This window comes from Streptomyces sp. NPDC021019 (genome assembly GCF_044333295.1).
Classification (GTDB): Bacteria; Actinomycetota; Actinomycetes; order Streptomycetales; family Streptomycetaceae; genus Streptomyces.
This window is the reverse complement of the sequence record NZ_JBIRQR010000003.1, coordinates 360,131-386,199: the sequence shown is the minus strand read 5'-3', so window position 1 is coordinate 386,199 and position 26,069 is coordinate 360,131. Positions and strand designations below refer to the sequence as shown.

At 72.7% G+C, this 26,069-nt stretch carries 19 protein-coding genes; 10 read left to right on the top strand and 9 right to left on the bottom strand.

Features of this window, described 5'->3' with window-relative positions:
- Positions 1–23: 23 nt before the first annotated feature.
- Genes ACH4RG_RS19175 through ACH4RG_RS19150 form a run of 6 tightly spaced genes read right to left on the bottom strand, consistent with a single transcriptional unit; the run spans position 24 to position 13,083 of the window.
- A complete protein-coding gene (locus ACH4RG_RS19175) occupies positions 24–1,169 on the bottom strand; it encodes a cytochrome P450 (RefSeq protein WP_398162748.1) in 1,146 nt (381 codons plus the stop codon).
- Positions 1,166–2,140: a methyltransferase gene (locus tag ACH4RG_RS19170; RefSeq protein ID WP_397917563.1), complete on the bottom strand. Its 975-nt coding sequence runs from the start codon at positions 2,138–2,140 to the stop codon at positions 1,166–1,168. The genes ACH4RG_RS19175 and ACH4RG_RS19170 overlap by 4 nt, the downstream gene beginning before the upstream one ends.
- Positions 2,141–2,142: 2 nt before the next feature.
- Positions 2,143–9,540: an amino acid adenylation domain-containing protein gene (locus ACH4RG_RS19165; RefSeq protein WP_398539871.1), complete on the bottom strand. Its 7,398-nt coding sequence runs from the start codon at positions 9,538–9,540 to the stop codon at positions 2,143–2,145.
- Positions 9,537–10,109 (bottom strand): DUF6875 domain-containing protein, encoded by a 573-nt coding sequence (locus tag ACH4RG_RS19160; protein ID WP_397917561.1) that lies wholly within the window; start codon positions 10,107–10,109, stop codon positions 9,537–9,539. The genes ACH4RG_RS19165 and ACH4RG_RS19160 overlap by 4 nt, the downstream gene beginning before the upstream one ends.
- Positions 10,103–11,371: an FAD-dependent oxidoreductase gene (locus tag ACH4RG_RS19155; protein WP_398539870.1), complete on the bottom strand. Its 1,269-nt coding sequence runs from the start codon at positions 11,369–11,371 to the stop codon at positions 10,103–10,105. The genes ACH4RG_RS19160 and ACH4RG_RS19155 overlap by 7 nt, the downstream gene beginning before the upstream one ends.
- A complete protein-coding gene (locus ACH4RG_RS19150; RefSeq protein ID WP_397918103.1) occupies positions 11,368–13,083 on the bottom strand; it encodes a non-ribosomal peptide synthetase in 1,716 nt (571 codons plus the stop codon). The genes ACH4RG_RS19155 and ACH4RG_RS19150 overlap by 4 nt, the downstream gene beginning before the upstream one ends.
- Before the next feature lie 345 nt (positions 13,084–13,428).
- Here ACH4RG_RS19150 and ACH4RG_RS19145 point away from each other — a divergent pair, with 345 nt between their 5' ends.
- On the top strand, positions 13,429–14,433 hold the full coding sequence (locus ACH4RG_RS19145; RefSeq protein ID WP_397917559.1) for a ParB N-terminal domain-containing protein: 1,005 nt from the start codon (positions 13,429–13,431) through the stop codon (positions 14,431–14,433).
- Here the strand turns inward: ACH4RG_RS19145 and ACH4RG_RS19140 are convergent.
- Both ACH4RG_RS19140 and ACH4RG_RS19135 read right to left on the bottom strand, forming a co-directional pair.
- Positions 14,341–15,696: an MFS transporter gene (locus ACH4RG_RS19140; protein WP_397917558.1), complete on the bottom strand. Its 1,356-nt coding sequence runs from the start codon at positions 15,694–15,696 to the stop codon at positions 14,341–14,343. The two genes, ACH4RG_RS19145 and ACH4RG_RS19140, sit on opposite strands and share 93 nt — an antisense overlap.
- On the bottom strand, positions 15,693–16,847 hold the full coding sequence (locus tag ACH4RG_RS19135) for a sulfatase (RefSeq protein ID WP_398162750.1): 1,155 nt from the start codon (positions 16,845–16,847) through the stop codon (positions 15,693–15,695). Before ACH4RG_RS19135 ends, ACH4RG_RS19140 begins: the two co-directional genes overlap by 4 nt.
- A 173-nt stretch (positions 16,848–17,020) precedes the next feature.
- Between ACH4RG_RS19135 and ACH4RG_RS19130 the strand changes: the two genes are divergently transcribed.
- From ACH4RG_RS19130 to ACH4RG_RS19100, 7 genes are read left to right on the top strand one after another with little or no spacing between them, the layout of a single operon-like run.
- Positions 17,021–18,685 carry a B12-binding domain-containing radical SAM protein gene (locus ACH4RG_RS19130; RefSeq protein WP_397917556.1) on the top strand — a complete coding sequence of 555 codons (1,665 nt, stop codon included), beginning with the start codon at positions 17,021–17,023 and terminating at the stop codon, positions 18,683–18,685.
- A 3-nt stretch (positions 18,686–18,688) separates the two neighbouring features.
- Positions 18,689–19,708, top strand: coding sequence for a sulfotransferase family protein (locus tag ACH4RG_RS19125; RefSeq protein WP_397917555.1), 1,020 nt, complete (start codon positions 18,689–18,691; stop codon positions 19,706–19,708).
- On the top strand, positions 19,705–20,448 hold the full coding sequence (locus tag ACH4RG_RS19120) for a class I SAM-dependent methyltransferase (protein WP_397927157.1): 744 nt from the start codon (positions 19,705–19,707) through the stop codon (positions 20,446–20,448). Before ACH4RG_RS19125 ends, ACH4RG_RS19120 begins: the two co-directional genes overlap by 4 nt.
- Position 20,449: 1 nt before the next feature.
- Positions 20,450–20,902 (top strand): rubrerythrin family protein, encoded by a 453-nt coding sequence (locus ACH4RG_RS19115; RefSeq protein WP_398539869.1) that lies wholly within the window; start codon positions 20,450–20,452, stop codon positions 20,900–20,902.
- Entirely contained in the window at positions 20,899–22,830 is a 1,932-nt protein-coding gene (locus ACH4RG_RS19110; protein WP_398539868.1) for a methyltransferase domain-containing protein, read from the top strand. Before ACH4RG_RS19115 ends, ACH4RG_RS19110 begins: the two co-directional genes overlap by 4 nt.
- Positions 22,823–24,076 (top strand): sulfotransferase, encoded by a 1,254-nt coding sequence (locus tag ACH4RG_RS19105; RefSeq protein WP_398539867.1) that lies wholly within the window; start codon positions 22,823–22,825, stop codon positions 24,074–24,076. Before ACH4RG_RS19110 ends, ACH4RG_RS19105 begins: the two co-directional genes overlap by 8 nt.
- Positions 24,057–25,004: a dimethylarginine dimethylaminohydrolase family protein gene (locus ACH4RG_RS19100; protein WP_397917551.1), complete on the top strand. Its 948-nt coding sequence runs from the start codon at positions 24,057–24,059 to the stop codon at positions 25,002–25,004. Before ACH4RG_RS19105 ends, ACH4RG_RS19100 begins: the two co-directional genes overlap by 20 nt.
- Before the next feature lie 31 nt (positions 25,005–25,035).
- Here ACH4RG_RS19100 and ACH4RG_RS19095 read toward each other — a convergent pair whose 3' ends face one another.
- A complete protein-coding gene (locus ACH4RG_RS19095) occupies positions 25,036–25,446 on the bottom strand; it encodes a DUF6027 family protein (protein ID WP_397917550.1) in 411 nt (136 codons plus the stop codon).
- A gap of 74 nt (positions 25,447–25,520) precedes the next feature.
- Between ACH4RG_RS19095 and ACH4RG_RS19090 the strand changes: the two genes are divergently transcribed.
- Positions 25,521–25,652 (top strand): hypothetical protein, encoded by a 132-nt coding sequence (locus ACH4RG_RS19090; RefSeq protein ID WP_257140581.1) that lies wholly within the window; start codon positions 25,521–25,523, stop codon positions 25,650–25,652.
- Positions 25,653–25,776: 124 nt separating this feature from the next.
- The gene (locus tag ACH4RG_RS19085) at positions 25,777–26,004 is read left to right on the top strand and encodes an MbtH family protein (RefSeq protein ID WP_397917549.1); all 228 of its coding nucleotides are present in this window, start codon (positions 25,777–25,779) and stop codon (positions 26,002–26,004) included.
- Positions 26,005–26,069: the final 65 nt, after the last annotated feature.

The following is a 26,069-nucleotide window of genomic DNA, read 5'->3' as shown; positions in this document are numbered from 1 at the left end:
ACCCCTCGCTGGAGAAGGGCGTCTCAGCGGGGACGGGGGGGTCGGCCCGGGGAGGGGGTGAAGGTGACGGGCAGGGCCTGTGGGCCGCGGAACGTCGGGGCGTAGCCCCAGGCGACCTCGCCGGTCGGGATGTCCAGCGTCAGGTCCGGCAGACGGCCGAACAACGTGGTGATCGCGATCTCCGTCTCCAGCTTCACCAGATGGCTGCCCAGGCAGGTGTGCGCGCCGTGGCCGAACGCCAGGTGCGGGCGGGCGTCACGGGTGAGGTCCAGGGCGCCGGGGTCGGGGAACCGGTTCGGGTCGCGGTTCGCCGCCGCCAGCGAAAGCAGCACCACGTCACCCTCTGCCACGCGGGTGTCCGCGATCTTCATGTCCTCACCCGCGTACCGGTACTCCGCCACGTGCGACGGCGAGTCCAGACGCAGCAGCTCGTTGATCGCCCGGGACCAGTCGATGTCGCCGCCGAGCAGCGCGGCCCGCCGGCCGGGGTGGCCGAGCAGGCGCAGGATGGTGGTACCGAGGAACTGGATCGTGGTGATGTGGCCGGCGCCGATCAGCGTCATGACCATCACCTCCAGCTCGTCCCCGGTCAGCGCGCCCGACTCGATCAACCGTGTCGGCAGGTCGTCCCCCGGGTGCGATCGTTTGTAGGCCACCAGTCGGCGGACGTAGCCCAGCAACTCGGCCAGCTTCACCTCGTCGCGCGGCTGCTGGAACTTCGCGCGGTACCACATGTCCAGCACGTCGGCGGCGGGTGCGCGCTCGGTTTCCGGGACGCCGAGCAGGTCGTGCACGACGGCGACCGGGACCTCCCGGGTGTACTGGGCGACGAGGTCCGCGCGTCCCCGCCCGGCGAACGACTCGACGGCGTGCGCGCAGGTCAGGGCGGTGCGATCGCGCAGGCGGGACACGGCGGCGGGGGTGAACGCCGCGGCGACGAGCCGACGCAGCCTGGCGTGTCCGGGATCGTCGAGATGGGACAGACCGGGCGGGTGCGGGTCGGGATCGACCGGGGCGCGGCTGCCCAGGCGGCGGTCGGCCAGGCAGGCGCGGACGTCGTCGTACCGGGTCACCAGCCACATCCGGCCCGGGACGTGCGGGCCTCCGACGGGGCAGACCGGTTCGTGCTCGCGCAACCAGGCGTAGCCCGGGTACGGGTCGGCCGTCACGCCGGCCGACCGGCGATCAGCAGCTTCTCCAGCGGGGACGCGGTGAGCGGCACGACCCGCGTCTCGGTGAGCCCGGCCTCGCCCAGCCATGCCGCGAGGTCGGTGTAGCGGTGCACGCCGCCGGCGTGGCCCTGCCACAGGGTCAGGTCGAACATGGCGAGGTACCCGCCCGCGGCCGGGCCCAGTTCGGCCGGTGGTTGCCGGTCGTGGTCGAGGATGGCGATGCTTCCGGTGGGGGACAACGATTTCGCCGCGCGCCGGAACAGTTCGCGGCATTCCTCGGGGCGGTGGCCGTGCAGGACGTTGAACAGCAGTACCAGGTCGTGGCCGGAACCCAGGTCGTCGGTGAGGTAGTCGCCCGCCCGCGCCGTCACCCGGCCCGGCGGGGCGTCCTCGCGGAGGGCCGTGATCGTCCCGGGCCGATCGAAGACGGTGACCCGCACGCCCGGGCGCCGGCGGCACAGTTCGACGGCGTGGTCGCCGTGGCCGCCCCCGATGTCCAGGACGGTCGCCGCGGGGGGCAGCGCGGCGGCGATGTCGTCGGCCAGGTCCACGGCGGCGACGGCGAGCATCCGGCGCAGGCGGGCCCCGGAGGCGGGGCGCTCCAGCCAGCTGTAGAAGCCGCGGCGGGGCGTGCCGGTACGGATGGTGTCCTCGATGTCGGCCCAGTGCTCGAACAGGACCTCGTGCCAGAACAGTTCGGCGTCCACCGGTCCGGGCTTCACGGCGGTCGTGACCCCGTCCTCGTCGTGCCGCAGGTAGCCGAAGGTCACCAGCACGTTCACCAGGCTGCGCACCCCGGCCGGGTCACCGCCGATCGTGGTGGCCAGCTCCTCGACGGACAGCGGTCCGGCTTCCAGCGCGGTGAACACCCCGAGCCGGACCCCGGCGATCATGGCCCGGTACCCGGCCGCGCCGAGCCGGTCCGCCACCGGGGCCGGGACACCAGAGGACTGTTCGGACAAGGGCATGATCATCCATTTCCGGAAAGCGCGCCGGCACCGGCGAGGAAGTCCAGGTGCCTGCGCAGCATTCGCTCGTCGGCCGGGGGGAACCCCACCCCCGCCCCGGCCGCGGCGGCCCAGGTGCGGGAGCAGTCGAACCGCGGGTGCGGTCGGGGGTGTTCGGACAGGGAGAAGGCGAGCGGGGCGAAGGGCCCGGCCGGGTCGGCGAGCATCCGCTCCCGCCATCGGTGGTACGGCACCACCTCGACCGGGTGACCGGCCGAGGTGAGCGCGGCGGCGAGGGCGGCACGGGTGAGGCCGCCGTCTCCGTGGTAGTGGTGGTCCCGGCCCAGGAGGTCCGGGGCCTGTGAGAGCGCGACGACCGCCGCGGCCACCGTGTCCACGGGCACCATGTCCAGCACCTCGGTGGTGTCCGGGACGGCGCCGGCGGCGACGCATCCGGTGAGCCAGCGGCTGAACGCGGAGCGCGGGTCGGCGGCGCCGGTGGCGGTGTCGCCGACGATGGCCGCGATGCGGTGGATCGAGACGGGCAGACCGTGGCCGCGGGCGGCGACGGCCATGGCGTCGGCCACCCATTTACTGAGGTCGTAGCCGCTGGTGAGGCCGCTCGGGTCGGTGGGAGTGTCGGCCTCGGTGACGAGGCGGCCGTCGTGGGCGTCACCGAGGAAGACGCCGAGGGTGGAGATCAGGTGCAGCGGGGCGCCGCTGTCGTCGGCCAGGCGCAGGATCGTGGCGGTGGCGTCGACGTGGGCGGGTTTGAGGGCGTCGTAGGACGCGGCGAAGTGCGGAACGGCGGCGTTGTGGTAGATCGCGTCCACGGTCGTGAGGGTGTCGTGATCCTCCGTGGACAGGCCGAGGCCGGGTGCGGTCAGGTCGCCGGGCACCGGGATCACGCGGTCGGTGACCGGCAGCCGATCGACCGAACCCTGGCGGACGAGGCAGTGGACCTCGGCGTCGGTCCGGGCCAGGAGCTGGTCGAGGAGGTGGCGGCCGAGAAAGCCGGTGGCGCCGGTGAGCAGGATCCGGCGCGGCGTGCCGACCGAGGGGATGTTGGGTGCGTGGACGGTACGTGGACGGATCTCGGGTGGGGGGACGGCGTCGGCGCGCAACCGGTCGACCGTGGGCAGGTCCGGCGGGGCACCGTCGTCGATGGCTGCCGCGAACGCCGCCACGGTGGGGGCGGTGAACAGGGTGCGCATCGGCACCGTGACGCCGAGGCGGTCGCGGACGGCGGCGAGGACGTGGGCGGCGATGAGCGAGTGCCCGCCGACGGCGAAGAAATCCGCGGTGCGGTCCACGTCGGACCGGTCGAGAACGGTGGCCCAGATGGCGGCGACGGCTCGCTCGGTGGCGGTCCGGGGCGGATCCGCCGGGAGGGAGGGGCCGGTGGGGGGCTCGGGAAGGGCGGTTCTGTCGACCTTGCCGGTGCTCGTGGTGGGAAGGGCATCGAGGACGACCACGGTGTCCGGCACGAGATGGGCGGGCAGGCGGTCGGCGCAGAAGGCGCGTAGACCGGGAACGTCCGGGACGGCGACCCGCGCATCGGGGGTGGTCGGGGCGGGAGTGTTCCCGGTGGGTGCGGTCGGGGCCGGACCGGCAGCGTTCCCGGTCGGAGCCGTCAAGGCCGGACCGGCAGCGTTCCCGGTCGGAGCCGTCAAGGCCGTGGTGCCGACGTAGCCGATGAGGCGGTCCCCGCGGGCCACCACCACGGCCTCCGCGACGGCCGGGTGGGCGGCGAGCACGGCCGCCACCTCCCCCGGCTCCACCCGGTTGCCGCGGATCTTCACCTGGTCGTCGGCCCGGCCGACGAACTCGAGCGTGCCGTGCCGGTTCAACCTCGCGAGGTCGCCGGTCCGGTACATGCGGGCGCCGGGGCGGTCGCCGTACGGGTCGGCGAGGAACGCCGCGGCGGTCGCGGCCGGGTTTCCCCGGTACCCCCGGGCGGGCGCCCGCCCTCCGATGTAGACCTCGCCGACCACGCCGACGGGGACCCGGCGCAGAGCCCGGTCGAGGAGGTGGACGCGGACGTGTCGCAGCGGGCGGCCGATCGGCAGCCGGGAGGGGTGCTCGCGGCCGTCGACGGTGCGGTGGCTGGTCGCGCAGACGGTGGCTTCCGTCGGACCGTAGTGGTTGTGGAGGGGGATGCCGTGCTGCGCCCACGCGCGGACGGTCGCCGCCGGCACGATGTCGCCGCCGACCATCAGGAACTCCAACGGCAGGCGTTCCCCGGCGAGATCGGCCACCCAGCGCTGCCAGAGGGGGGCCGCCGTGTCCACCGCGGAGACCCGGTGCTCGACGCAGAGCCGGAGGAGGTCCGCTCCGGTGAGTCCGCCCGGGTCGGGGTGGATGACCAGGGTGGCCCCGGCCGCGAGGACCGGGAAGATGTCGCCGAACGCCGCGTCGAAGTGCGGGGGCGGGACCATGAGGAGGCGGTGCGCGGCGGTGAGGCCGTGTTCGGCGATGAACGCGGTGGTGAGGTTGAGGAGCGTGTCGTGCTGTACCTCGACACCCTTGGGTTCGCCGGTGGAGCCGGAGGTGTGGACGACGTAGGCGAGCTGGGACGGGTGGAGGAGCGTCGGTTCGTGGTGGCCGGTGGCGGGGAGGGCGTCGCGGGTCAGGACGGTCCTCGCACCGCCGGCGGCGATCAGGGCGTGTTGGCGGGAGGGCGGCTGGGCGGGGTCGATGGGGACGAAGCATCCGCCCGCCTTGAGCACGCCGAGGATCGCGATGATCGCGTCGGCGCTGGACGGGATGGTGATCGCGACCGGGTCCTCGCTCCGGATGCCGGCCTCGCGCAGGTGGCGGGCGACCGCTGAGGATCTGCGGTCCAGGTCGCGGTAGGTAAGGGGGGTGGCGGCGAGGTCGAGGACGGCGATGGCGTCAGGAGTCCGGGCGGTCTGGGCCGCGATCAGGTCCACGACGGTCGTGGCCGCCGGTCGCGCGGGGGCGGCCGGGCCGGTGGACGGCGTGTCCGGTCCACCGGAGGAGCCCGGGCCAGTTGACGGCGTGTCCGGTCCACCGGGAAAGGCCGCCTCGGACCGGGTGCCGAGGGCGGTGTGGACGGCGTTGTCGGCCGGGGACAACAGGTCCAGGTGGCTCAGGGGCAGACCGGGGTGGCGGGTCACCGCCTCCATGACCGCCAGCACCTGGTCGGCGATCCTGGTGATCGTGTCCGCCTCGTACCGGTCGGTGCGGTAGTCGATGAGGGCGGGCCAGTCGCCCTCGCGCTCCCTGATGTGGAGGGTGAGGTCGAAACGGCTGGTGGCGCGGTCGATCGGCAGCGGGGTGGTGGTCAGGCCGGTGAAGGTGACGGGGGCCTGATCGCGGTTGAGGACCAGCATCGTCCGGAAGAGGGGGTGGTCCTCCTGGGGAGTGGGGACCGTGGTGAGGATGTCGGCCAGGGACATGTCGGCGTGGTCCATCGCGTCGGCCACCACCCCGGTGGCGTCGGCGAGCAGGTCGCGGGGGGTGGCTCGGTTGTCCGTGCGGAGCCGGAGCGGGAGGGTCGTGACGAACATGCCGATCACGTCGTCCCACCCGGCCGGACGGGTGCTGACCGGGGCGCCGACGACGAGGTCCCCGCCACCGTCCCGGGTGGAGGAGACGATGGCGTGGACGGCGAGGAGACCGGCGAAGGTGGTGGCCCGCTCGCCCCGGCACCAGGTGGCGAATCGGCGGGCGAGCCCGGCCGGGACGGTGAACCGGTGGGTGGCGCCGGGGCCGGCGCCCGCGCGGCGGGGGTGAGCGGGGACCGGCCCGGATTCCGGGTGCGGCGATCCGCCCGGCGTGGGTGCCCAGGGCATGCCGTACGGGTGGTCCGGCGAGGGGCCGCAGGCGGATGGGGCGTCACGGAGCGTTTCGGCCCAGAATTGGGTGGTTCGTTGCCGTGGGCCCACGGCTGCCGGTGTGGGGACCGGTAGTTCCCGTGCGTCGGTCCTCGTGCCGAGCGCGGCCTCCGGCCCCCGGACGTCCATGGCACCGGGCAGGGGTGGGGAGGCGGCCGGCTCCGCGGTGGTCAGGGTCGTCAGCAGGATCGCCATCGATGCGTCGTCGCAGATGATGTGGTGAGCGGTGATCGTCAGGAGATGCGTCGTGGGGGCGGTTCTGATCAGGTGGGCCCGCACCAACGGGCGCCGGGTCAGGTCGAACGGGTGGTCGGCGTCCCGGGCGGCGAGGCGTTCGGCCTCCGGCCACGGGTCCGCGTGGGCGCTCAGGTCGGTGGTGCGCCAGGCCCTCGCCGGCAGCTCGTCCGTGCAGGGCTCCGCGATCAGCCGCGGAGTGTCGTCCTGGACGACGATCGCCGATCGCAGGGCGGGATGGACGGCCAGGGTGTGGGCGAACCTGGCGCGCAGCTCCGCCTCGTCGAGCGCGCCCTCCAGCCGGACGGCGGCGTGCACGACGTAGGCGCCGTTGTCCTGACCCGTCCGGTGGATGATCCAGAGTCCGTGCTGCGGGCCGGAGAGCCGTCCTGGTGAAGCGGGCACCGCCCCGCAGCCGTCCGGACTACCGGTACTTCCCCGGTCCGCGTCGATCGCGGCGGCCAGGGCGGCGACCGTGGGGTTGGCGAACAGGGTTCTGATCGTCACCTCCACGCCTACCGTCGCCCTGATCCTGGCAACGGCCTTCGCCGCCGCCAGGGAATGGCCGCCGGAGAGGAAGAAGTCGTCGTCACGGTTGACCGGGCGAGCCAGCAGGCGCGCGAAGATCTCCGCGAGCGTGGTCTCCAGGCCCGGGTGGGGGGCAGATGCGGTGACGTCCTCCGCCGGTGGGGGCAGAGCGCGTACGTTCAGTTTTCCGGAGCTGGTCAACGGGAACGCGTCCACGGTCACCATCGCCGACGGCACCAGGTAGGCGGGGAGGACACGGCCCAGCCGCTCCCGCACTCCCGGCCAGTGGGGACGCCCCGCGGCCGGGATCACGTAGGCCACCAGGCGGTCGCCGTCACCGGCCACACGGGCGTCGGCGACCTCCGGATCCGTGCGCAGCGCCGCCTCCACCTCGGCCGGTTCCACCCGGTGACCACGTACCTTGAGCTGCGCGTCCACCCGCCCGACGAACTCCACGCGACCGTCCGGCCGACGCCGCGCCAGGTCGCCCGTCGCGTACATGCGCGCGCCGGGGACCGGTGAGAACGGGTCGGCGACGAACCTCGTCGCGGACCGGCCGGGTGCGCCGAGATAGCCGCGCGCCACCGGGAACCCACCCAGGTACACCTCGCCGACCACGTCGTCGTCCACCGGTCGCAGGCCCGCGTTCAGCAGATGCAGGGCCACGCCGTCGAGCGGGTCGCCGATGCCGAACCGGCTGCCTCCACGCACCCGTTGGGCGGTCGACCAGATCGTCGTCTCGGTCGGGCCGTACGCGTTCCACAGCGCGGCCCCGCCCAGCGACCCGGCAAGCTCCGGCGTCAGCACCTCCCCGATCGACACCCGGACCCGCACACACTCCGGAACGCCCCCGGCCGCCGCCAGCACCGCCCACACCGACGGGGTGACCTGGACGACCGTGACCGCCTCGGCCCTCAGAAACCGCGCCAGCGCGGGACCGTCCCGGACGATCTCCGGCGGTACCGGCGCCACCCGGGCGCCCGCCGTCAGCGGCGCCACCAGTTCCCACACCGAGATGTCGAACGCCGGGGAGGTCATGGCCGCCACCACGTCCCCGGCGGCCAGCCCCACCAACGCCGTCGACCGGGCCAGCATCCCGGCCACCGCCCGGTGCGGCACGCCCACCGCCTTCGGGCGGCCGGTCGACCCCGACGTGTGGAACACGTACGCCAGTGACTCGGGGGCGATTCCGGGTTCGACGCGCTCGAACTCCTCCGGCAGGTCCGGGATCCCGGTCAGCACGACGCGGGCGGCCCCGGTGACGGCCCGGCGCCTCGGCTCGGGCCACAGCGGTTCCACCGGCACGTACACCGCGCCCGCCCGCCAGATCCCTAGGATGGCCACCACCAGGTCCGGGCCGCGCGGCAGGTCCACCGCGACCCACACCTCCGGCCCGGCGCCCTTCGCCCGCAGCACCGAGGCCAGCGCCGCCGAACGGCGCTCCAGCTCGGCGTAGGGCAACTCCCCCACCGCGAGGCCGTCCGCGCCGAACCGGATCAGCTCCAGCGCGGTCGACGGCGCCGGAGCACCGGCCGGCCCGGCCACCGACGCGGCGGCCGAAGTTCTCGCCGTCAACGCCGACAACCGGCGATCGGGGTCGGCGCACGCGCGGTCCAGCAGGGCCAGCAGCCGCCCGACGACACCGTCGACCGTCGCACCGTCGAACAGATCGGTGTCGTGCTCGGTGACCACGGCCATCTCCGTGCCGCCGGACTCCACCATCACGGTGAGGTCGACGTCGGCCGTGCCCGTGTCCGGCGGCATCCGGACGGCCCGCACGCCGGGGAGCGCCACCTCGGGTGGGTCCTGCATCACGAGGTGCGCCTGGCACAGGGGCGCGTGGCTCGGGTCGCGGGAGGCGCCGACCGCCTCGACGATCCGGTCGAACGGGACCGCCGCGCCGCCCAGTCCCGCCGCTACCGCGCCGCGGGCCGTGGCCACCAGCCGGCGGAACGTCGGGTCACCGCCGATCCCCATCCGCAGCGGCACCGGGTTCACGAACATGCCGACGACGTCGGCGAAATCCGGGCCCGGCCGCCCGGACACCAGGGTGGCGACCACTACGTCGTCCTGACCCGCCGACGTGCCCAACGTGGCCGCGTACGCGGCCTGCAGGACGACGAACCGGGTGGCGCGCGTGGCGCGGGCGAGCGCGTCGACCCGCGCGGTGAGACCCTCGGGAACGGCGTGGCGGCGCAACTGGCCCCGGAAGGCGCGCGTCCTCGGGCGGGGCCGGTCGGTGGGCAGGGTGAGCAGGTCCGGCACACCGTCCAGCTCGGACGCCCGGCGGGACGGGTCGTGGTCGATGACGTCCGGCGGCGCTCCGGGGTCCGGCAGTGGCCGGGCCGGGTCGGCGTAGAGGGCGCTGATCTCCCCGCACAGCACCGACAGTGACCTGCCGTCGACGACCGCGTGATGCGTGTTGATCACCAGGATGTGGTCGGTCGGCGTGATCCGGCCCAGGCGGATCCGGAACAACGGCCCGGTGCGCAGGTCGAACGGTTCCCGTGCGGCCCGCGCCGCGAACGCCTCGACGTCTGCGGCCTGCACCGCCCGCATGACAACGTCCGCGGCGCCCACCGGACCCACCCGCCCGACCGGGTCACCGTCGACCTCGTCGAACGTGGTGCGCAGCACCGGGTGCCGGGCCACCACCAGATCCGCCGCGCGCCGGAGCGCGTCCACCGACACGGGGCCGGCCAACCGGAACACCGCCGGGTTGTTGTGCAGGGGCGCGCCGTCGGCGAACGCCTCCAGGAACCACAGTCGCCGGGCTCCGGGCGGGAGCGGGACCGTCATCGGCTCGCCCCCCGGTCTCCGAACCGCCTCTGGTACGAGGCCAGTTGCTCCGGGTCGGCCCGTAGGAACGGCGCGTCGGCGGACACCATGTGCCGCACCGCCAGCAACGGCAGCGGGCTGCGCATCGGCCGGAAGTCGGCGTTCCAGAGACCGGGTGCGGACGGTGGTCCCGGGTGGAACTCACCGATCATCAGGCCGCGTTCCACGAATCCGGGCTTCAGCTCCCGCTGGGTGCGGTCGATCTCCCCGGGCGTGACGTCCGGCAGCACCACCAGGACCGTCCGGTATCTGGCCCCCGGCCCCTCACGCGGGGGGAGGTCGGGGAACCAGTCGCGGTAAGCGGCCATCACCGCCCGCAGGTCCGGCCGGCCGGGGTGTACGGCGAGGAAGAGCCCGCCCCGTTCCAGCGAGAGGGCCGTGTACGGGCAGACGTCGCCGCCCCGTCCCAGATCGGGGTGGGGTCGGCACAGGTAGGACCGCGCCCACGCCAGCACCACCTCGGCGGCGGCGGGCAGGTCCGGGTGGTCCGGCTCGAACAGCGCGACGTCACCTGCCGGGTGGCTCAGCATCTCCCGCTCCGCTTCCGTCGCGCCGCGGCGAGCAACGCGACTCCGCCGAGCCCGGCGAGTCCAGCGAGGAGGCGGTCCTGGCGGCGGGCCCGGGCGAGCGCGTCGCCGTACGGGAGGCTGCTGTGGCTGATCATCGCGTACAGCGTCCGCCACCCCGGTATCAGGCGGCCCAGCTCGAAGTCGATCCGTTTGCGGGCCCGGAACACCGGTGACCGCACCCGGTCGCGCAGCTCCACGAAGTTACGCGCGGACAGTTCGGCGAGCACGTCGGTGTGCGGGCGGCGGCGGGCCTCGAACGCGGCGAGCGCGTCGCCCGGGGCGTGCTCGGCGAGACACGCGTCGAGCACCGCGCAGTCCTCGAACGCGGCGTTCATCCCCTGGCCGTAGAACGGGAACACGGCGTGCGCGGCGTCGCCGACGAGGACGACACGGTCGTGCTGCCACGGCGCGGTACGCACCGAGACCAGGGTGCCCGGTTCCCGCGCGAGGAACTGCGTGACCAGGTCCGGTACGAGATCGGTCAGGTCGCCGAACTCCTCGGCCAGGAACGCCCCGGCCCGCGCGGGGTCGCGCAGTCCCGAGAATCCGGTGTCGCCGTCGAACGGCAGGAACACGGTGCCGGTCAGCGATCCGTCCGGGTTGGGGTGTGCCACCACCAGTCCCCGGCGGCCGGGCCACACGTGCAAGGCCTCCGGTCGGTCGACGGCCGGGACGGTGAACTCCCGGTAGCCCCAGTCCAGGTGCGTCTGGTGGAACTCGGCGCGCACCCGGCGGTGCAGGTGCGCGCGTACGGTCGAGTACGCGCCGTCCGCGCCCACGACGAGATCCGCCGGGAACGTCCGAGTGGGGGTCCGCACCTCGGTACCGGCCAGGCCGGTGACGCGGTGCCCGAACCACAACCGCACCCGGGGAACCGATGCGGCGGCGTCGAGCAGGGTGATGTTGAGGTCGTGGCGGCGGACCGCGTGCAGCACCTCGGTGTCGTCCGCGCCGTAGGGCTGGTAGCTGACCCGGCCGCTGTGGTGGACGATCCGCCCGCGCATGGGAACCGCTTCGGCGAGGGCCTTTTCGAGGAGGCCGATGTCGCGCAACGCCGCCCGCCCGCGTTCGGACAGCCCGACGCTGATCGACCCGGCGTCCGGGCCGTCCGTGCCGCGTGGGTCGCCGCGGCGCTCCACCACGTCCACCCGGTGGCCGCGGCGGGCCAGCCGGATCGCCAGCATCGTTCCGGCCATGCCCGCCCCGACGATGACGACGTTCATGTCCGGCCCCGGGCCGAGTCGACCGGGTCCGCCGGGGTCGTCGAGGTCTCCGAGTCCACCGGGGTCGCCGGGTTCCCCGGGGTCGCCGACGCCGTCGCGGACAGGGCTTCGGCGAGTCCGGCGGGTGTGGAGGCGTCGAACACGGTGGCGACGGACGCTTCCACGGCCAGTTCGAGCCGGATCCGGCTGACCAGCGCGGTTGCCATGAGCGAGGTGCCGCCGAGGGCGAAGAAGTCGTCGTCCGGCGCGGCCGAATCCACCGACAGCACCTCGGCGAACAGCCGGGCGAGATCGTCGGCGAGCGCGCCCGACGCCCGCGGCGCGGGCTCGGCGAACGCGTCCCGGTCCAGTTTCCCGTTGGGGGTCAACGGGAAATGTCCGACCACCTCGATCAGGTCCGGGACGAGGTGGGCCGGCAGCCGCTCGGCGAGGTGCGCGCGGAGGTCAGGCACGCTCGCCCCGCGCGGCACCACGTAGCCCACCAGGTAGGCGCCGAGCGGTCCGGGTCGGGCGACGACCGCCGCCCGCGCCACCGCCGGGTGAGCGCCGAGCGCGGCCTCCACCTCGGCCGGTTCGACCCGGTGGCCGCGGATCTTCACCTGATCGTCGGCCCGGCCCAGGAACAGCAGGTCGCCGCCCGGCAGCACGCGTACCAGGTCGCCGGTGCGGAACATGCGCGACCCGGGCGGTCCCCACGGGTCGGCGACGAACCGTTGCGCGGTCGGCCCGGGGCAGCCGAGGTAGCCGCGCGCGACCCCGGCGCCGCCGATGTACAGCTCACCCTCGGCGGCCGGGGCGCACGTCCCGTCCAGCACCCGTAGTTCGGTGCCGGGGATCGCCGCCCCGATCGGCACCACCGAACCGCCGGTGAGCGGTGCGCTCATGGTGGCGCAGGCCGTCGTCTCGGTCGGGCCGTAGGCATTGATCATCCGGCGGCCGGGGGACCATCGGGCGACGAGGTCCGGGCCCGGGGCCTCCCCCGCGACGATCAGGCAGGCGACCGAGGGCAGCGCCAGGTCCGGCTGGGTGGCGAGCGCGCTCGGCGGCATGCACACGTGGGTGACGCCGTGCTCGGCGATGAACCGGGCGAACGGTTCGCCGGGCGGAAGGCCCTCGGGCGGCGCGAGAACGAGCGTGGCCCCGGTGAGCAGCGCCATGCAGAGGTCGGCGACGGCCACGTCGAAGCCGACCGACGCGTACTGCAACACCCGGGCGCCCGGTCGGGCGCCGAAGCGTTCCCGTTGCGCCGCGACGAGATGAGCGATCCCCGCGTGGGGAACGACCACCCCCTTGGGTTCTCCGGTCGAGCCGGAGGTGTAGACGACGTAGGCGGCGCACGCCGGATCCGGCTCCGCCACCGGGGCGGCGGGCACCGCGGAGGCCTCCAGCCCCCGCAGCTCCCCCGGTGTCAGCACCAGGGCGGGGCGGGCGTCGGCGAGCACGGCAGCCACCCGGTCCGGCGGTTGGGTGGAGTCGACCGGCAGGTACGCGGCTCCCGCGGCGAGCACGGCGACGACGGCCACCACCATGTCCGCGCCGCGCGGGATCACGACGGCGACGATGTCGTCCGGTCCGATCCCGCGGTCCCGCAACCCGCCGGCCACCGCGGAAGCGCGGGCGTCGAGCTCACCGTAGGAGAGCGTGCCGTCAGCGGCGACAACCGCGATCGCCTCCGGGGCCCGGACGACGTGGCGACGGAACACCCCCACCATCGTCCCGGCCGGTAAGGAATTCACCGTATCTATTCGCGCGTCCACTGCCGTTTCACACTCCGTGACCCACGGAAATCTATGAGGGGGAACGGGGGAACTCTGTCCCATAAAGCAGATCGGTGTCAACGAAATCGACGAGGTGCTTACCTCGACGCTCATCCGACGCGCCGGCCAGGGCAATTATGAGAACTTGCTAAGGGAAACTTTGTCTCGTCGGCCTGTTCGGTGCCATAACCTGGCCAGTATCTTGTAGCCGCTTCCCGGGATCTGGTCAGTTACGCCTGCCGAGCGTGAGCGTGACCGCGTCGTGCTCGGAAATGGGTAGGCCCATCTGGAGGAGTTCGGATGAGCGGGACATCGCTGGACACGCGACCGAAGGACACTCCACCGACGTTCGTGCCGGTCGACCAGGTGACCGAAACGTCTCTTGTGCGGGTCGCCGGCTCCCGTCCCGACCACGTCAGCGCGCTCGCGCAGTGCCCGGACGACCTCCCGCCGATCCTCGTGCACCGGCCGACCATGCGGGTGATCGACGGCGTGCACCGCCTGCGTGCGGCCAAGCTCCGCGGTGAGTCCACCATCGGTGTGCGGTTCGTCGACGGCACGGAGGAGGACGCGTTCGTGCTGGCCGTGAGCGCCAACGTGACCCAGGGGTTGCCGCTGACGCTGGCCGACCGCACCGCCGCCGCCTCCCGGATCCTGTCGTCGCATCCGCACCTGTCGGACCGCCTGATCGCGTCGACGGCCGGATTGTCCACCAAGACGGTGGCCGCGATCCGGCAGCGTACAACCGGGGAAATGCCTCAGTTGCACACCCGCCTCGGCCGCGACGGGAAAGTACGGCCACTCGACGCTTCCCACGGGCGCACGATGGCGAGCCAGGCGATTTCGAACAATCCAGATCTTTCGTTGCGGGCGATCGCCCGCATCGCTGGAATATCCGTCGGCACCGCCCGGGATGTCCGGGAAAGAATGCGCCGCGGCGAGGATCCTATTCCGCTGCGGTATCGTCTTTCCGCCGGACCCCGCACGGAAAGCAGCGCACCGGAGGACAAGGCATCGGGCAACCACGCCGGTGGTGACAACGGCACTCCCGGCACGCCTCGCGCCGAACGGGACCGGTTCCTGCTCTCGCTGCGCACCGATCCGTCGTTGCGGTTCTCCGAGATCGGCCGCGCGCTCCTGCGGCTGCTCGACGCCAACACCCTCGACACCGCGCAGTGGGACCGTCTCGCCGCCGCCGTGCCCCAGCGCTGGTCACCGGTGGTCGCCGACCTCGCCATGGACTGCGCGGCCGACTGGTCGGCACTCGCCTGCCGGGTCCGCGACCAGGTCCGCGTCAGCGCGTGAGTCCGGCGCGCACGCCACGGCGATCGCCGCCGCCAGCTGGACCACCGCGAACAGCGCGATCACCGGAAGCAGCGACGACGAGTCGCCGGTGATCGCGACCGCGACCAGCGGCCAGAAGCTGGAGACCGTGACGCCCACCTGGTAGGTCACGGCGATCGCGGAGAACCGCACCATGGTCGGGAACAGATCCACCAGGAACGCCGCCAGGCCGCCGTAGATCGCGCCGTGCGCGATGGTCAGCGCGGGGACGAGCACCAGGACGGCCAGCATCGGATCGCCCGAGGACAGCCAGGCGCCCGCCGGGATCATCGCCGCCACCGAGACCGCGTAGCCGAAGATCATGACCGGCCGGCGGCCGAACCGATCGGACAGCGCGCCGAACACCGGCAGTGTCACGCACTCTCCCAGGGCCGCGATCATCAGCCCGGTCAGCACGGTCGACCGCACCTCCGGCCCGGCCTTCGCCGCGTGAGCCACCAGAAAGACGGTGAACATCGCGATCACCGACCCGGTGCCGAGCGAGGCGAGAATGCCGATCACCACGCGGCGCGGCCACCGCCGCAGCACCATGATCACCGGCACCCGGGCGGGGCGGTGCTCCGCCCGGCCACGCACGAACTCCGGTGTCTCCTCGATCCCCAGCCGGACCCAGATGCCGATGCCGACGAGGACGATGGACCCCAGGAACGGCAGCCGCCACCCCCAGGTCAGGAAGTCCTCCTCGGGCAGCTTGGAGATCAGCACGAAGGTCAGGTTGCTGCCGAACAACGCCAGCGCGAAGCCCATCGCGGGCCAACTGCTGAAGAAGCCGCGACGCTTGGGCGGCCCGTGTTCGGTGCTGAGCAGCACCGCGCTTCCCCACTCGCCTCCGATGCCGATGCCCTGCGCGATGCGCAACGTCACCAACAGGACCGGCGCGAGGACACCGGCTGTCTCATAGGTGGGCAGCAGGCCGACGCCGAACGTGGCGATGCCCATGACGAGCAGCGTCCACACCATCATCGACTTGCGGCCCACCCGGTCGCCGAAGTGGCCGAACAGCAGGCCGCCCAGCGGGCGCGCGACGAACCCGGCCGCATAGGTGGCGAACGACGCGAGCACACCGCCGGCGGCCGACGAACCGGGGAAGAACAGCGGGCCGAACACCAGCGCGGACGCCGTCGCGTAGAGATAGAAGTCGTACCACTCGATGGCGGTGCCGATCGTGCTCGCGATCAGCACCCGGCGGACCGAACGGGGCGCCGGGGTCACCCCTGGTGTCATGCGTCCTCATCGGACACGAGAACCCGCCCGCCGAGCTCGTCGGGATCGGTGGCGAGGTCATAGGCCCACACCTGCCGCCCGTCCGCCTCCCAGATCACCTTCCGCCCGTCCGCCCGCACCGCGTGCAGCGCCTTCAGGTCCGGGTAGTCGTCCGAGGCGGCGGCCCGCTCCTGCGGGAAGTAGGTCTCCGAGTACGCCTCGCGGGACGCCCCGGTGCCGTCCGCGAAGAACTCGGTCAGCGAGGCGCCGTCCGACGACAGCGGGTCCAGCCCGAGATGGTCGAGCACGGTCGGCATGATGTCGACCAGCCGGACCTGGCTGTCCACGCTCGTCCCCACCGGCACCCCGGGGCCGCTGATGACCAGCGGCACGTGCTGGGTCGCGTCGAACAGCAGGCAGCCGTGGCCCTCCTCGTACGGGTGACCGAGGTCGCCGGCATGGTCGTTGGGGTACCACCCGGCCAGGTCCTCACCGTGATCGGAGAAGCACACCACCAGCATCGACTCGATGTCGTGACCCATCTCGGCGATGCGGCGCAGCAGGAGCTGGACGTAGTGGTCGGTGTAGGCGATCTCGCCCTCGTACGGGTTGGCCACCTCGACGCCGACGTCCTCCGGCGGCTCGTACGGCCAGTGCGCGTCGAAGAAGTGCGCGAACAGGAAGAACGGGTGGGCGCCGTCCAGCGACCCGAGCCAGCGGGTGGCGCGTTCGACGACCAGCGGCGCGCGCTTGAGCGCCAGCCCGCGCAGCTTCACGTCGCCGACCGACAGCGGGTCCCGGCCGTCCGGCAGCAGCGGGATCTCGTCGTCGTAGAAGTCGAACCCGCGATCCATCCCGTACCACTGGTTCATACCGGGGCAGGACACCACCGCGCCGGTCGTGTACCCGGCCGCCGACAGGCACGCCGCCAGCGTCGGTACCCCCTTGTCCAGCGCTTCGCGGAACAGGTGCCTGACCCCGTGGCGGGGCGGCTGGAGCCCGGTGAAGACCGTGGCGTGGCTGACCGGTGTCAGCGGGCACGACGAGATCGCCTGCGTGAAGCTGACCCCGCTCGCGCGCAGCCGCTCGATGCCGGGGTACTTCCCCGAATAGGCCACGTCGGCGCGCACGGTGTCCAGGGAGATGAACAGGATGTTCGGCTGTGTGGTCACCGGGATACCTCGGTATTCCTCTGTCGACTCCAGCGGCCCCGAAAGGTAACAACGGGCTCGCGGCGTACGACAACGACGGGCTGTGCGACCTGAACACCCGTGCTGAACAGCGCGTCCCGCTCCTACAGTTACGCGGCGGAGACTCCACGACCGTGAAGCGAGGGAGCATTCACATGGCGCGTAAGTTGTCCCTGGCCCTGGAGCTGTACGCCGACGCGAACGGCACCGTCGACCAGCGCTACATCGATCAGATGCGCGACCAGGACGCCGAACCGGTGCCGGTCGATCCCACGCTGCCGAGGTTCACCCTCGTCGTCGGGCCCTCGCCGTTCACCATGCCGCGCGGTTGGGAGTTCTTCCTCACCTCTCCCTACGAGGGGGCGACGTACATCTCGACCGTGCTGCACAACGCCGGGTATCCGGTGCGCATCGTCGACGTCCGCTACACTCCGAACCCCCTGCGGGCGGCGTACGAGCAGATCAACGAGGGCACCGACGTGCTCGGCATGTGCACGTTCGAGGACAACTTCCCGTTCTGCCGCGCGCTGATGGAGATGGTCCGCGCGTCGCACCCGGACGTACCGATCATCTGCGGCGGCTCGCTGGTCACTTCCGCGCCGGCGGTGTTCATGTCGGACACCGCCTGTGACATCGCGGTGATCAGCGAGGGCGAGATCACCATCCTGGAGCTGATGGAGAGTTACGCCCGCGGTTCGTGGAAGCAGGATCTCCCGACCGTCAAGGGCATCTGCTACCGGGACGAGAAGGGAAACGCGCGCCGCACGCCGCCGCGTGGCCAGATGATGGATCTCGACGCGCTGCCCCGGATGCGGCTCGACCTGTGGCCCCAGTCGCGGTCGCCGCTCGGCATGCAGCCGCAGGTGATCTCGTCCTACAGCCGCGGCTGCAAGATGGACTGCTCGTTCTGCTACCGCACCACCCCGCAGGTGCGGGCGAAGTCGCCGGAGAAGATGGACCGCGACCTCGACTGGCTGAAGACCGAGTACGGCGTGGAGTTCTGCTTCTTCGTCGATCTCACGTTCAGCTCGCACCGCGGCCAGACCATCGAGATGTGCGACGTGATCTCCCAGCACGATCTGCGGTGGACCTGTCTGACCCGGTGCGCCGACATGGACGTACCGCGCATCGACGCGATGCGGGAGGCGGGTGCGGACATCATCCTGTACGGCGTCGAGTCGCTGGGGCGCGAGGTGTTGCGCGAGGCCCGCAAGGGCAGCAGCGAGAACCTGACCGTCCGCGCGATGCGCACCACGTTCGAGGGCGGCGTGCGGTTCGGTTCGCTGCTCATCGTCGGTCTGCCGAACGAGACCGAGGAGTCGCTGTCGGACATGGTGCAGTTCGCCGAGCAGTACAACCATGTGACCCGGGTGAAGTACCTGTCGGCCATGCCCGGCACGACGGTGTACCAGGACGCGGTGCGGAACAAGGTGATCCGCACCGAGATCGACCACCTGAACTGGCTGTCGGTCGAACAGGCGCTGCACGAGGACGAGTTCCTGAACGTGAGCGGGCTTCCCGAGCAGGTCTGCCGGGACGCGTACAAGCGTGTGTACGACGCCTATCAGCCCGGCCCGGTGATGGACTTCCAGCACTGGCCTGAGCACTTCCAGTACTTCCACCCGCAGCCGGCCGACGGCACCGAGCGGTCGACGTCGTACGCCGGGAACGGCTGGCGCGCGGAGTGGAGTTCCGCCGCCGCGCCCCTGGTCCCCGGGTCCGAGCAGTACACCTTGGACAAGGTGGCCGACCCGGAGGTGGCCGCGGTCGGGAGCACGCTGATGGACTGCGGCGCGAAGAAGCTCGCGGTGGGGGGCTGACCGGTGTCCACCCAGGACGGCCCGATCCTGATCATCGGGACCGAACGCTCCGGGTCGAACCTGCTGCGGCTGGTGCTCGACGCGCACGCGCGGATCGCGGTCCCGCACCCGCCGCACTTCATGCGGTACCTGTCCGGCATCCCGTACGACGGTGATGTCGACGCGATGGTGGGCGACGCGATGCGGTTGCTGCGCGACCACATCCACCCGTGGCCGCACGTGATCGACCGGGCCGCGGTGACCGGGGCGGCCGGCCCGTCGCTGTTCGGGGTGGTGGCGGCGATCTACGACCAGTACCGCGTCGCGGAGGGCGCGGCCCGGTGGGGGTGCAAGAGCACGTTCATGGTCGAGCACGTCGACGAGGTGCTCGCCACGCTCCCGGACGCCCGGTTCCTCTGGCTGGTGCGTGATCCCCGCGACGTGGCCGCGTCGGCGAAGCGGGCCGTGTTCGGCCACTGCCACCCCTACCGGATGGCGCTGCGGTGGACGGCCGAACAGGAGCTCGCCCGCGCGGCCCTGGAGCGGTGGGGGCCGCGAGTGGTGCACCTGGTCCGGTACGAGGATCTGGTGTCCGCGCCCGAGCGGGAGATCCGGGCGATCTGCGACTTCATCGGGGAGGCGTTCGAGCCCGCGATGCTGGCGCACCACCTCGGTGGCAACGCCCGGGTGACCGCGTCGCTGTCGGCGTCCTGGCGCACGGCGGGCGACCCGATCACCACGGCCCGGATCGGCACCCACCGGCGGGGGCTGTCCGACCGGGAGCGGCGGCAGGTCGAGAGCGTGACCGCGCGGGCGATGGAGACGCTTCGCTACCCGTTCGACCGGGCCTCGCTGGACGAACCGGCTCCTGGTCCGCTCGGCGTCGCGCTGCGCGGGTTCGCGGTCCGGATGGCGGTGGAGGCGCGTTCGCTGCGCACCGACCGCAACCACTTCCGGCGCTGGCGGCGCGACGCCACCGTCCGCCGGCTGCGCCGCCGCGCGAAGCCCCGTCGCGCCCTTGTTCCGGCAGGAGAGAGCAGATGAACGAAACGGGAAGCGTCCGCACCCACTTCGCCGACCGGGCGAGCACCTACGACCGGTCCAGTTCGTGGTGCACCGACGACGCGCTCGGCGAGCTGATGCTGGCCGCGGCCGCGCCCCGGCCGGGCGACGCGGTCCTGGACGTGGCGTGCGGCACCGGACTGGTGTCGCGGCTGTTCGCCGGGCGGGTACGGCGGCTGGCCGGCGTGGACATCACACCGGAGATGGCCGAGCAGGCGCGCGACGTGCTCGACGAGCTGGTGATCGCCCCGGCGGAGGAGCTGCCGTTCGACGACGGCACGTTCGACAGCGTGGTGTGCCGTCAGGGGATCCAGTTCATGACCCTGCCGGACGCGGTGCGGGAGATGGTGCGGGTCACCCGGCCGGGTGGGCGGGTCGTACTGACCCACCTGTGCGCCTACGGGGACGACGACCGCGACGAGTACGCCGAGATCCTGCGGCTGCGCAACCCGGCCCGGCGGCACTTCTTCCGGCCCGGCGACGTCGAGGCCCTGCTCGCCGGCGCGGGGTGCGATCCGGTGCGGTCACAACGGTACGTGTCGGTGGAGGACGTGGACGTGTGGTCGGACAACGGCGCGATCGGTGAGGACGCGCGGGAGGCCATCCGGGACCGCTACAGGAGGGCGTCACCCGCGTTCCGCGCACGGCACGCGGTGGCGGAGACGGACGGGCGGATCACCGACCGGATGCTGTTCGTCGTCGTCTCGGGGACGAGGGTCTGACATGGAACCGGACCAGTCCCCCGCCGACGGCGTGCGGGCCGCGTTCCTCGCCGAGGCGGCCACCGCGGCGCGGTACACCTACTTCGCCCAGGTCGCCGAGATCGAGGGCCACACCGAGGCGGCCCGGTTGTTCGGCGAGCTCGCCGAGAGCGTGGCCTGCGCCGCCCACGGCCACCTGGATCTGCTGCGCGACCTGCTGGGCGGCGACGACCCGGGCACCGGCCGCGCGCTGGGCGACACCCGCCGCAACCTCGCCGCGGCGATCAGCGGCGACCTCGGGGAGGCCACCGAACGCTATCCCGGCCTGGCCGCGCGGGCGCACATGGACGGCGTGGCCGATCTGGCGAGCTGGCTGGAGACGCTGTGCACGTTGAAGAAGACGCACGTGGACCGGCTGGAGCAGGCCCTCACCGGGCTGGACGAGCCGCGGTTCGCCGGGAACGGAGCGCCATGACCACCGAATACGACGCCGAGGCGATCACCGTCTACTCCGGTCTTGAGGCGGTGCGCCGCAACCCGTCGATGTACGTCGGGTCGACCGGCCCGGACGGCGCCCACCACCTGGTGCTCGAACTGGTCGACAACGCCGTGGACGAGGCCGCCGCCGGGCACTGCGGCGCGATCTCGGTGGAGCTGCACGACGACGGCTCCTGCTCGGTCACCGACGACGGCCGGGGCATCCCCACCGCCCCGCACCCGGAGGCCGGGATCCCGGCGTGTGAGCTCGTGCTCACCACGCTGCACTCGGGGGGCAAGTTCGACCACTCCTCGTACGCGACCTCGGCCGGGCTGCACGGTGTCGGCCTGGCCTGCGTGAACGCGTTGTCGGAGTGGTTGCGGCTGGACGTGTGGCGCGACGGCGCGCACCACAGCGAGTCGTTCGCCCGAGGCTCGGTCGAGACTCCGCTCAAGCGGGGCGGCGACAGCGGCCGCCGCGGCACGCGGGTGTGGTTCCGCCCGGACCCGGAGATCTTCTCCTCCTGCGTGCTCGACGCGGAGCTGCTGCACGCCCGGCTGCTCGACATCGCGTATCTGCACCCGGGCCTGCGCGTCGATCTCATCGACCACCGCACCGGGCGGAACGAGTCGCTGTACGAGATGACCGGGGTGCGGGGCCTGCTGGCCTACCGCGCCCGCGACGCCGAAAAGGTGCACGCCGAGCCGACCACCGTCACCTGGGCGGGGGACGGGTGCGTGATCGACGCCGCCGTCCAGTGGACCGAGGGGTACGCGGAGCAGATCTTCAGCTACGTCAACACCATCCGCACCGACCTGGGCGGGTCCCACGTGGACGCCCTGCGCGGCGCGCTGGCCGGGGTGGTGGCCGAACATCTCGGCCCGGCCGCGGACAGGATGACCGTGGTCGACATCCTGGAGGGGCTGACCGCGGTGATCGCGATCCGGATCCCGGACGCGCGGTTCGACGGTCAGACCAAACGCACCCTGCGCAACGACGCCGCGGGAGCCCATGTGTTCGACGTCGTCACCGAGCAGGCGCGGCGGGCCCTGGCGGCCGACCCGGAGCTGGCCCGGCGCATCGCCGAACGGGCCGTCGACGCGAGTCGGGCCCGGCTCGCCGCGCGGCTGGCCGGGCGGACGGCCCGCTCCCGGACCCGGGCCGTCGAGGTCGACTACGCGCTCTACCAGCGGCAGTTCGGGATCCGCTCGAAGGACTGGCACGACTCGTGCGCCTGGCTCACCGACGAGGACCTGCTCGGCAGGCACGCGGAGCTGTGCGCGGTCCCGCCGGACGCGCGGATGCTGGACGTGTGCTGCGGCAGCGGTGTCGTCGGCGGCGCGTTCCGCGGCCGGGTCGGCGAGATGGTCGGGCTGGACCTCACCCCGGAGATGGCCGCGCTCGCCGCCACCCGGCTGGACGTGGTGCACCAGGGCACCGTCTACGACCTGCCGTTCCCCGACGCCAGTTTCGACCTCGTGGTCACCCGGGAGGTGCTGCATCTGCTGCCTCAACCGGAGCGGCCGGTATCGGAGATCCTCCGTGTGCTGCGGCCGGGCGGGCAGTTCATCGTCGGGCAGATCGTGCCGTACGCGGACGTGGACGCGTTCTGGATGTTCCGCGTGTTCAAGAAGAAGCAGCCACTGCTCTACCAGATGTTCCGTGAGGAGGACTTCCGGGCGTTGCTCACCGGCGGCGGGTTCACCGATGTGCGGATGGAGGAGTACTTCCTGTGGGAGTCGATCGACCGGTGGATCGACACCCACGAGACCACGCCGGCGAGTCGGCAGGAGATCTACCGCCTCTATTACGACGCGCCGCGCGAGGTGCGCGCCGTACACCCGTTCGAGGTGCTGCCGGACGGCTCGGTACGTGACCGGTGGCGGTGGTGCGTGTACTCGGTGCGGAAGCCTGACCATGCCTAGCCGCACCGTGGACAGCCCCGTCGCCGAGGTCGTGCGCCGGCTGGAGGTGCTGCGGCCGCTGCGGGGCACGCCGGTGGAGCACTTCTGCGCGAAGGTGCGCGATCTCGTCGTCGTCGCGTCGAGCTCGCGGGGCGGGTCGAGCATGCTCTCCGAGCTGCTGCGGTCCTCGCCGCACCTGCTGCACCTGCGCGGTGAGCTGAACCCGTTACTGCGGCTGGTCGGCCTCGACCACCCGCGCAGCGGCACCGGATCCGACGTGCTGGACGCGGCGCACTGGCACGGGCTGGCGCCACGGTCCCGGGCGTTGTTCGAGGCGGAGCTGGCACTGGACGCGGGCTCCCCGGGCACCGGCGTGGAGAACCTGGCGGTGGACGCGGCGTGGCGGCTGCTCGTGCAGTGGCCGGGGCGGGACCTCGATCCCGTCGACCTGGTGCGGACCGCGGAGGCCGTACTGGACCGTGATCTCCCCCGGTTCGCACGGGCGTTGATCGGGAGGGCCGGTGTGAACCCGTGGTACTACGACCTGCCCGGGCAGTCACCGGGACCCCGACCGGCCGGGCCGCCCGGTGACGTGCTGCTCGAAGAGCCGCCCTTCGTCCTCCCCCGTCCGTGGCTGCCGGCGGACGAAGACGATCTCGCCACGAAACCACTGGTGATCAAGACGCCTGGCAACGCCTACCGGCTCGGCTTCCTGCGGGCCGTCTTCCCCAACGCGCACCTGCGGGTGCTGCACCTGACCAGGAACCCGGCCGCGTCGATCAACGGCCTGATCGACGGGTGGCTGCACCACGGGTTCCACGCGTACCGGCTGGACGAACCGCTGCGCATCGGCGGATACGCCGACGTGCGGCCGGCCGACCGGCACTGGTGGAAGTTCGACCTGCCACCCGGCTGGACCGCGTACACCGCCGCCGCCCTGCCCCGGGTCTGCGCCCACCAGTGGGTGTCGAGTCACCGTGCGGTGCTCGCCCACGGAGCGGATCACACGGTGCGGTTCGAGGACCTGATCAGCGGCCCGCACGAGCGGGCGTACGCCGTCGAGTGGATGGCGGACTGGCTGAGGATCCCGTTCGACGGGCCGCTGAAGCGGGACGCGACCGACGGCATCGCCGCCACCGTGTCCACCGCCGCACCACGCCCCGGCAGGTGGCTGGCGCGGGAAGAGGAAGTCAGGTCGGCGCTGAGCGCCGACGTGCTCGCGATGGCGGAGAGGCTCGGTTACGCCCGTGACGACCACTGGATCTGAGCTGAGCACCCACGGCGGCCCGGGGTGGGTTCCCCGCCTGGCGTCGCACGTGGACGAGGTCGCGGCCGGGAGTGTGTGGGCGCCGTGCGGATACCGGTCGGAGACGGCCGCCCTGCGGTCGGTGCTGCTGGTCCGCCCGCCGGACAGCGTCGCCGCGGTGCGACGGCCGGGGGCCTCGCTCATGCTGGGACCGGTGGATCTCCCGGCGATGCGGGCACAGTGCGACGCGCTGGCGGACCGCCTGCGGGACGAGGAGGTCGACGTACATCTGGCCTCCCCCCGGGCGACGCCGAACGCGGTGTTCGCGCGTGACCTGTTCTGGATGACCCCGGCCGGGGCGGTGCTGGCACGGATGGCGTCGGCGCAACGGGCCGGCGAGGAACGGCATGCCGCGCTCGCGCTGGCCGGGGCCGGGTTCCCGATCCTGCGCACGGTGTCGGGCACCGCCGTGTTCGAGGGCGCCGACGCGCTGTGGATCGACCCGGAGACGGTGATCGTCGGTACCGGATTCCGCACGAACGAAGCCGGCGCGGCCGAGGTCGCCTCGGCGGTCGCGGGACTGGGAGCGCGGGTGGTGACGGTGCCGCTGGCACCGGGCGTACAGCACCTGCTGGGAACGGTGGTGTTCCTCGACCCGTCCACCGCCGTCATCCACCGGGCGGCGACCCCACCGGAGTTGGCAGCGCTGCTCGCCGAGTACGGCTATCGGGTGATCGCCTTGCCGCCGGACGAGGAACTGCTGGTGGGGCGCGGAATGAACCTGCTGGTGCTCGCGCCGGGGCGGGTGCTGATGCCCGCGGGCTGCCCGGGAATCCGGCGGACGCTGGAGCGGGCGGGCATGGCGGTCGACGAGATCGACGTCGGCGCGTACCTGCGGGCGGCCGGCGGGATCGGCTGCGTGACCGGGGTGGTGCGCCGTGAGCACTGAGAGCCGGTCACGGGGCCGACTGCCGGGCCGATCACTGGGCCGGGTACACCGTGGGGTCGTCCAGCGGCACCTTCAGCCAGGAGATCATCTGCCGGAGCTGGTGGTACGCCGCGAGCCGCTGCTCGTCGGAATCGGCCTCCTCGGCGGCCGCGATCGGCTCCCACAGGCGCGGCACCATCACCGGCCCGAGTTCGAGCAGGCCGCCGCTGCCGCCGGTGGCCCACTTCGCCAGCACGTACCGGACGATCGCGCCGACCGGGATGTCCAGGTTCCGGGACATGCCGCGCACGGTCTCCAGCGGATCGAGGAGCCCGTAGTCGACCACCTCGGCCTTGAAGTTGGCATGCGGGTCGTCCGGTGGCCAGCACCGTTCCCACTGGCGCAGCCGAACCTCCGGCGTACCGGTCACGTCGTAGGCCAGGTCATCCATGTCGCCATCCATGCCGCCACCCTAAGGCGGCGCCGAGCTTGTCCGACCGGGCAGGGATGAACACCGAAGTCAGGAAAGGAGAACCAGTGAACGAGAACCTTCGTGAGGAGCGACTCGCCCTCGTTCCGACCGACTCGGGCGCCGCGACCAGCGGCACCGCCACGGCCGACGACGAGGCGATCCGTCAGCAGCTGCGCAGCCTCGGCTACCGCATCTGACCGAACACCGCCCCGGTCCCCCGCACGGGCGGGCCGGGGCGTCCCGAGCAGGGTCACCGCGCTGGAGGGCAGGAGTGTCGACCACCCGGCGGCGCGTTGTGGCGTGCGGCGACCTGGAGGCGGCATGGCTGAGACGACCAACCCTTTCGACGACGACACCGCACCGTTCCGGGTGCTGCGCAACGACGAGGACCAGCACTCGCTGTGGCCGGAGTTCGCTCCGGTGCCCGCCGGGTGGCACGTGGTGCATGGCCCGGACGGCCGGGCGGCGTGTCTGGCCTACGTCGAGGAGAACTGGACCGACCTGCGTCCGGCCTCCCTGCGCCGCGCCATGGGCGACGCGACCGGGTGAGAGCTACCGGACGGATGCGCGGTCTTCGCAGTGGCGGCGGCGGTGGACCGCTCCGTCACCCACGT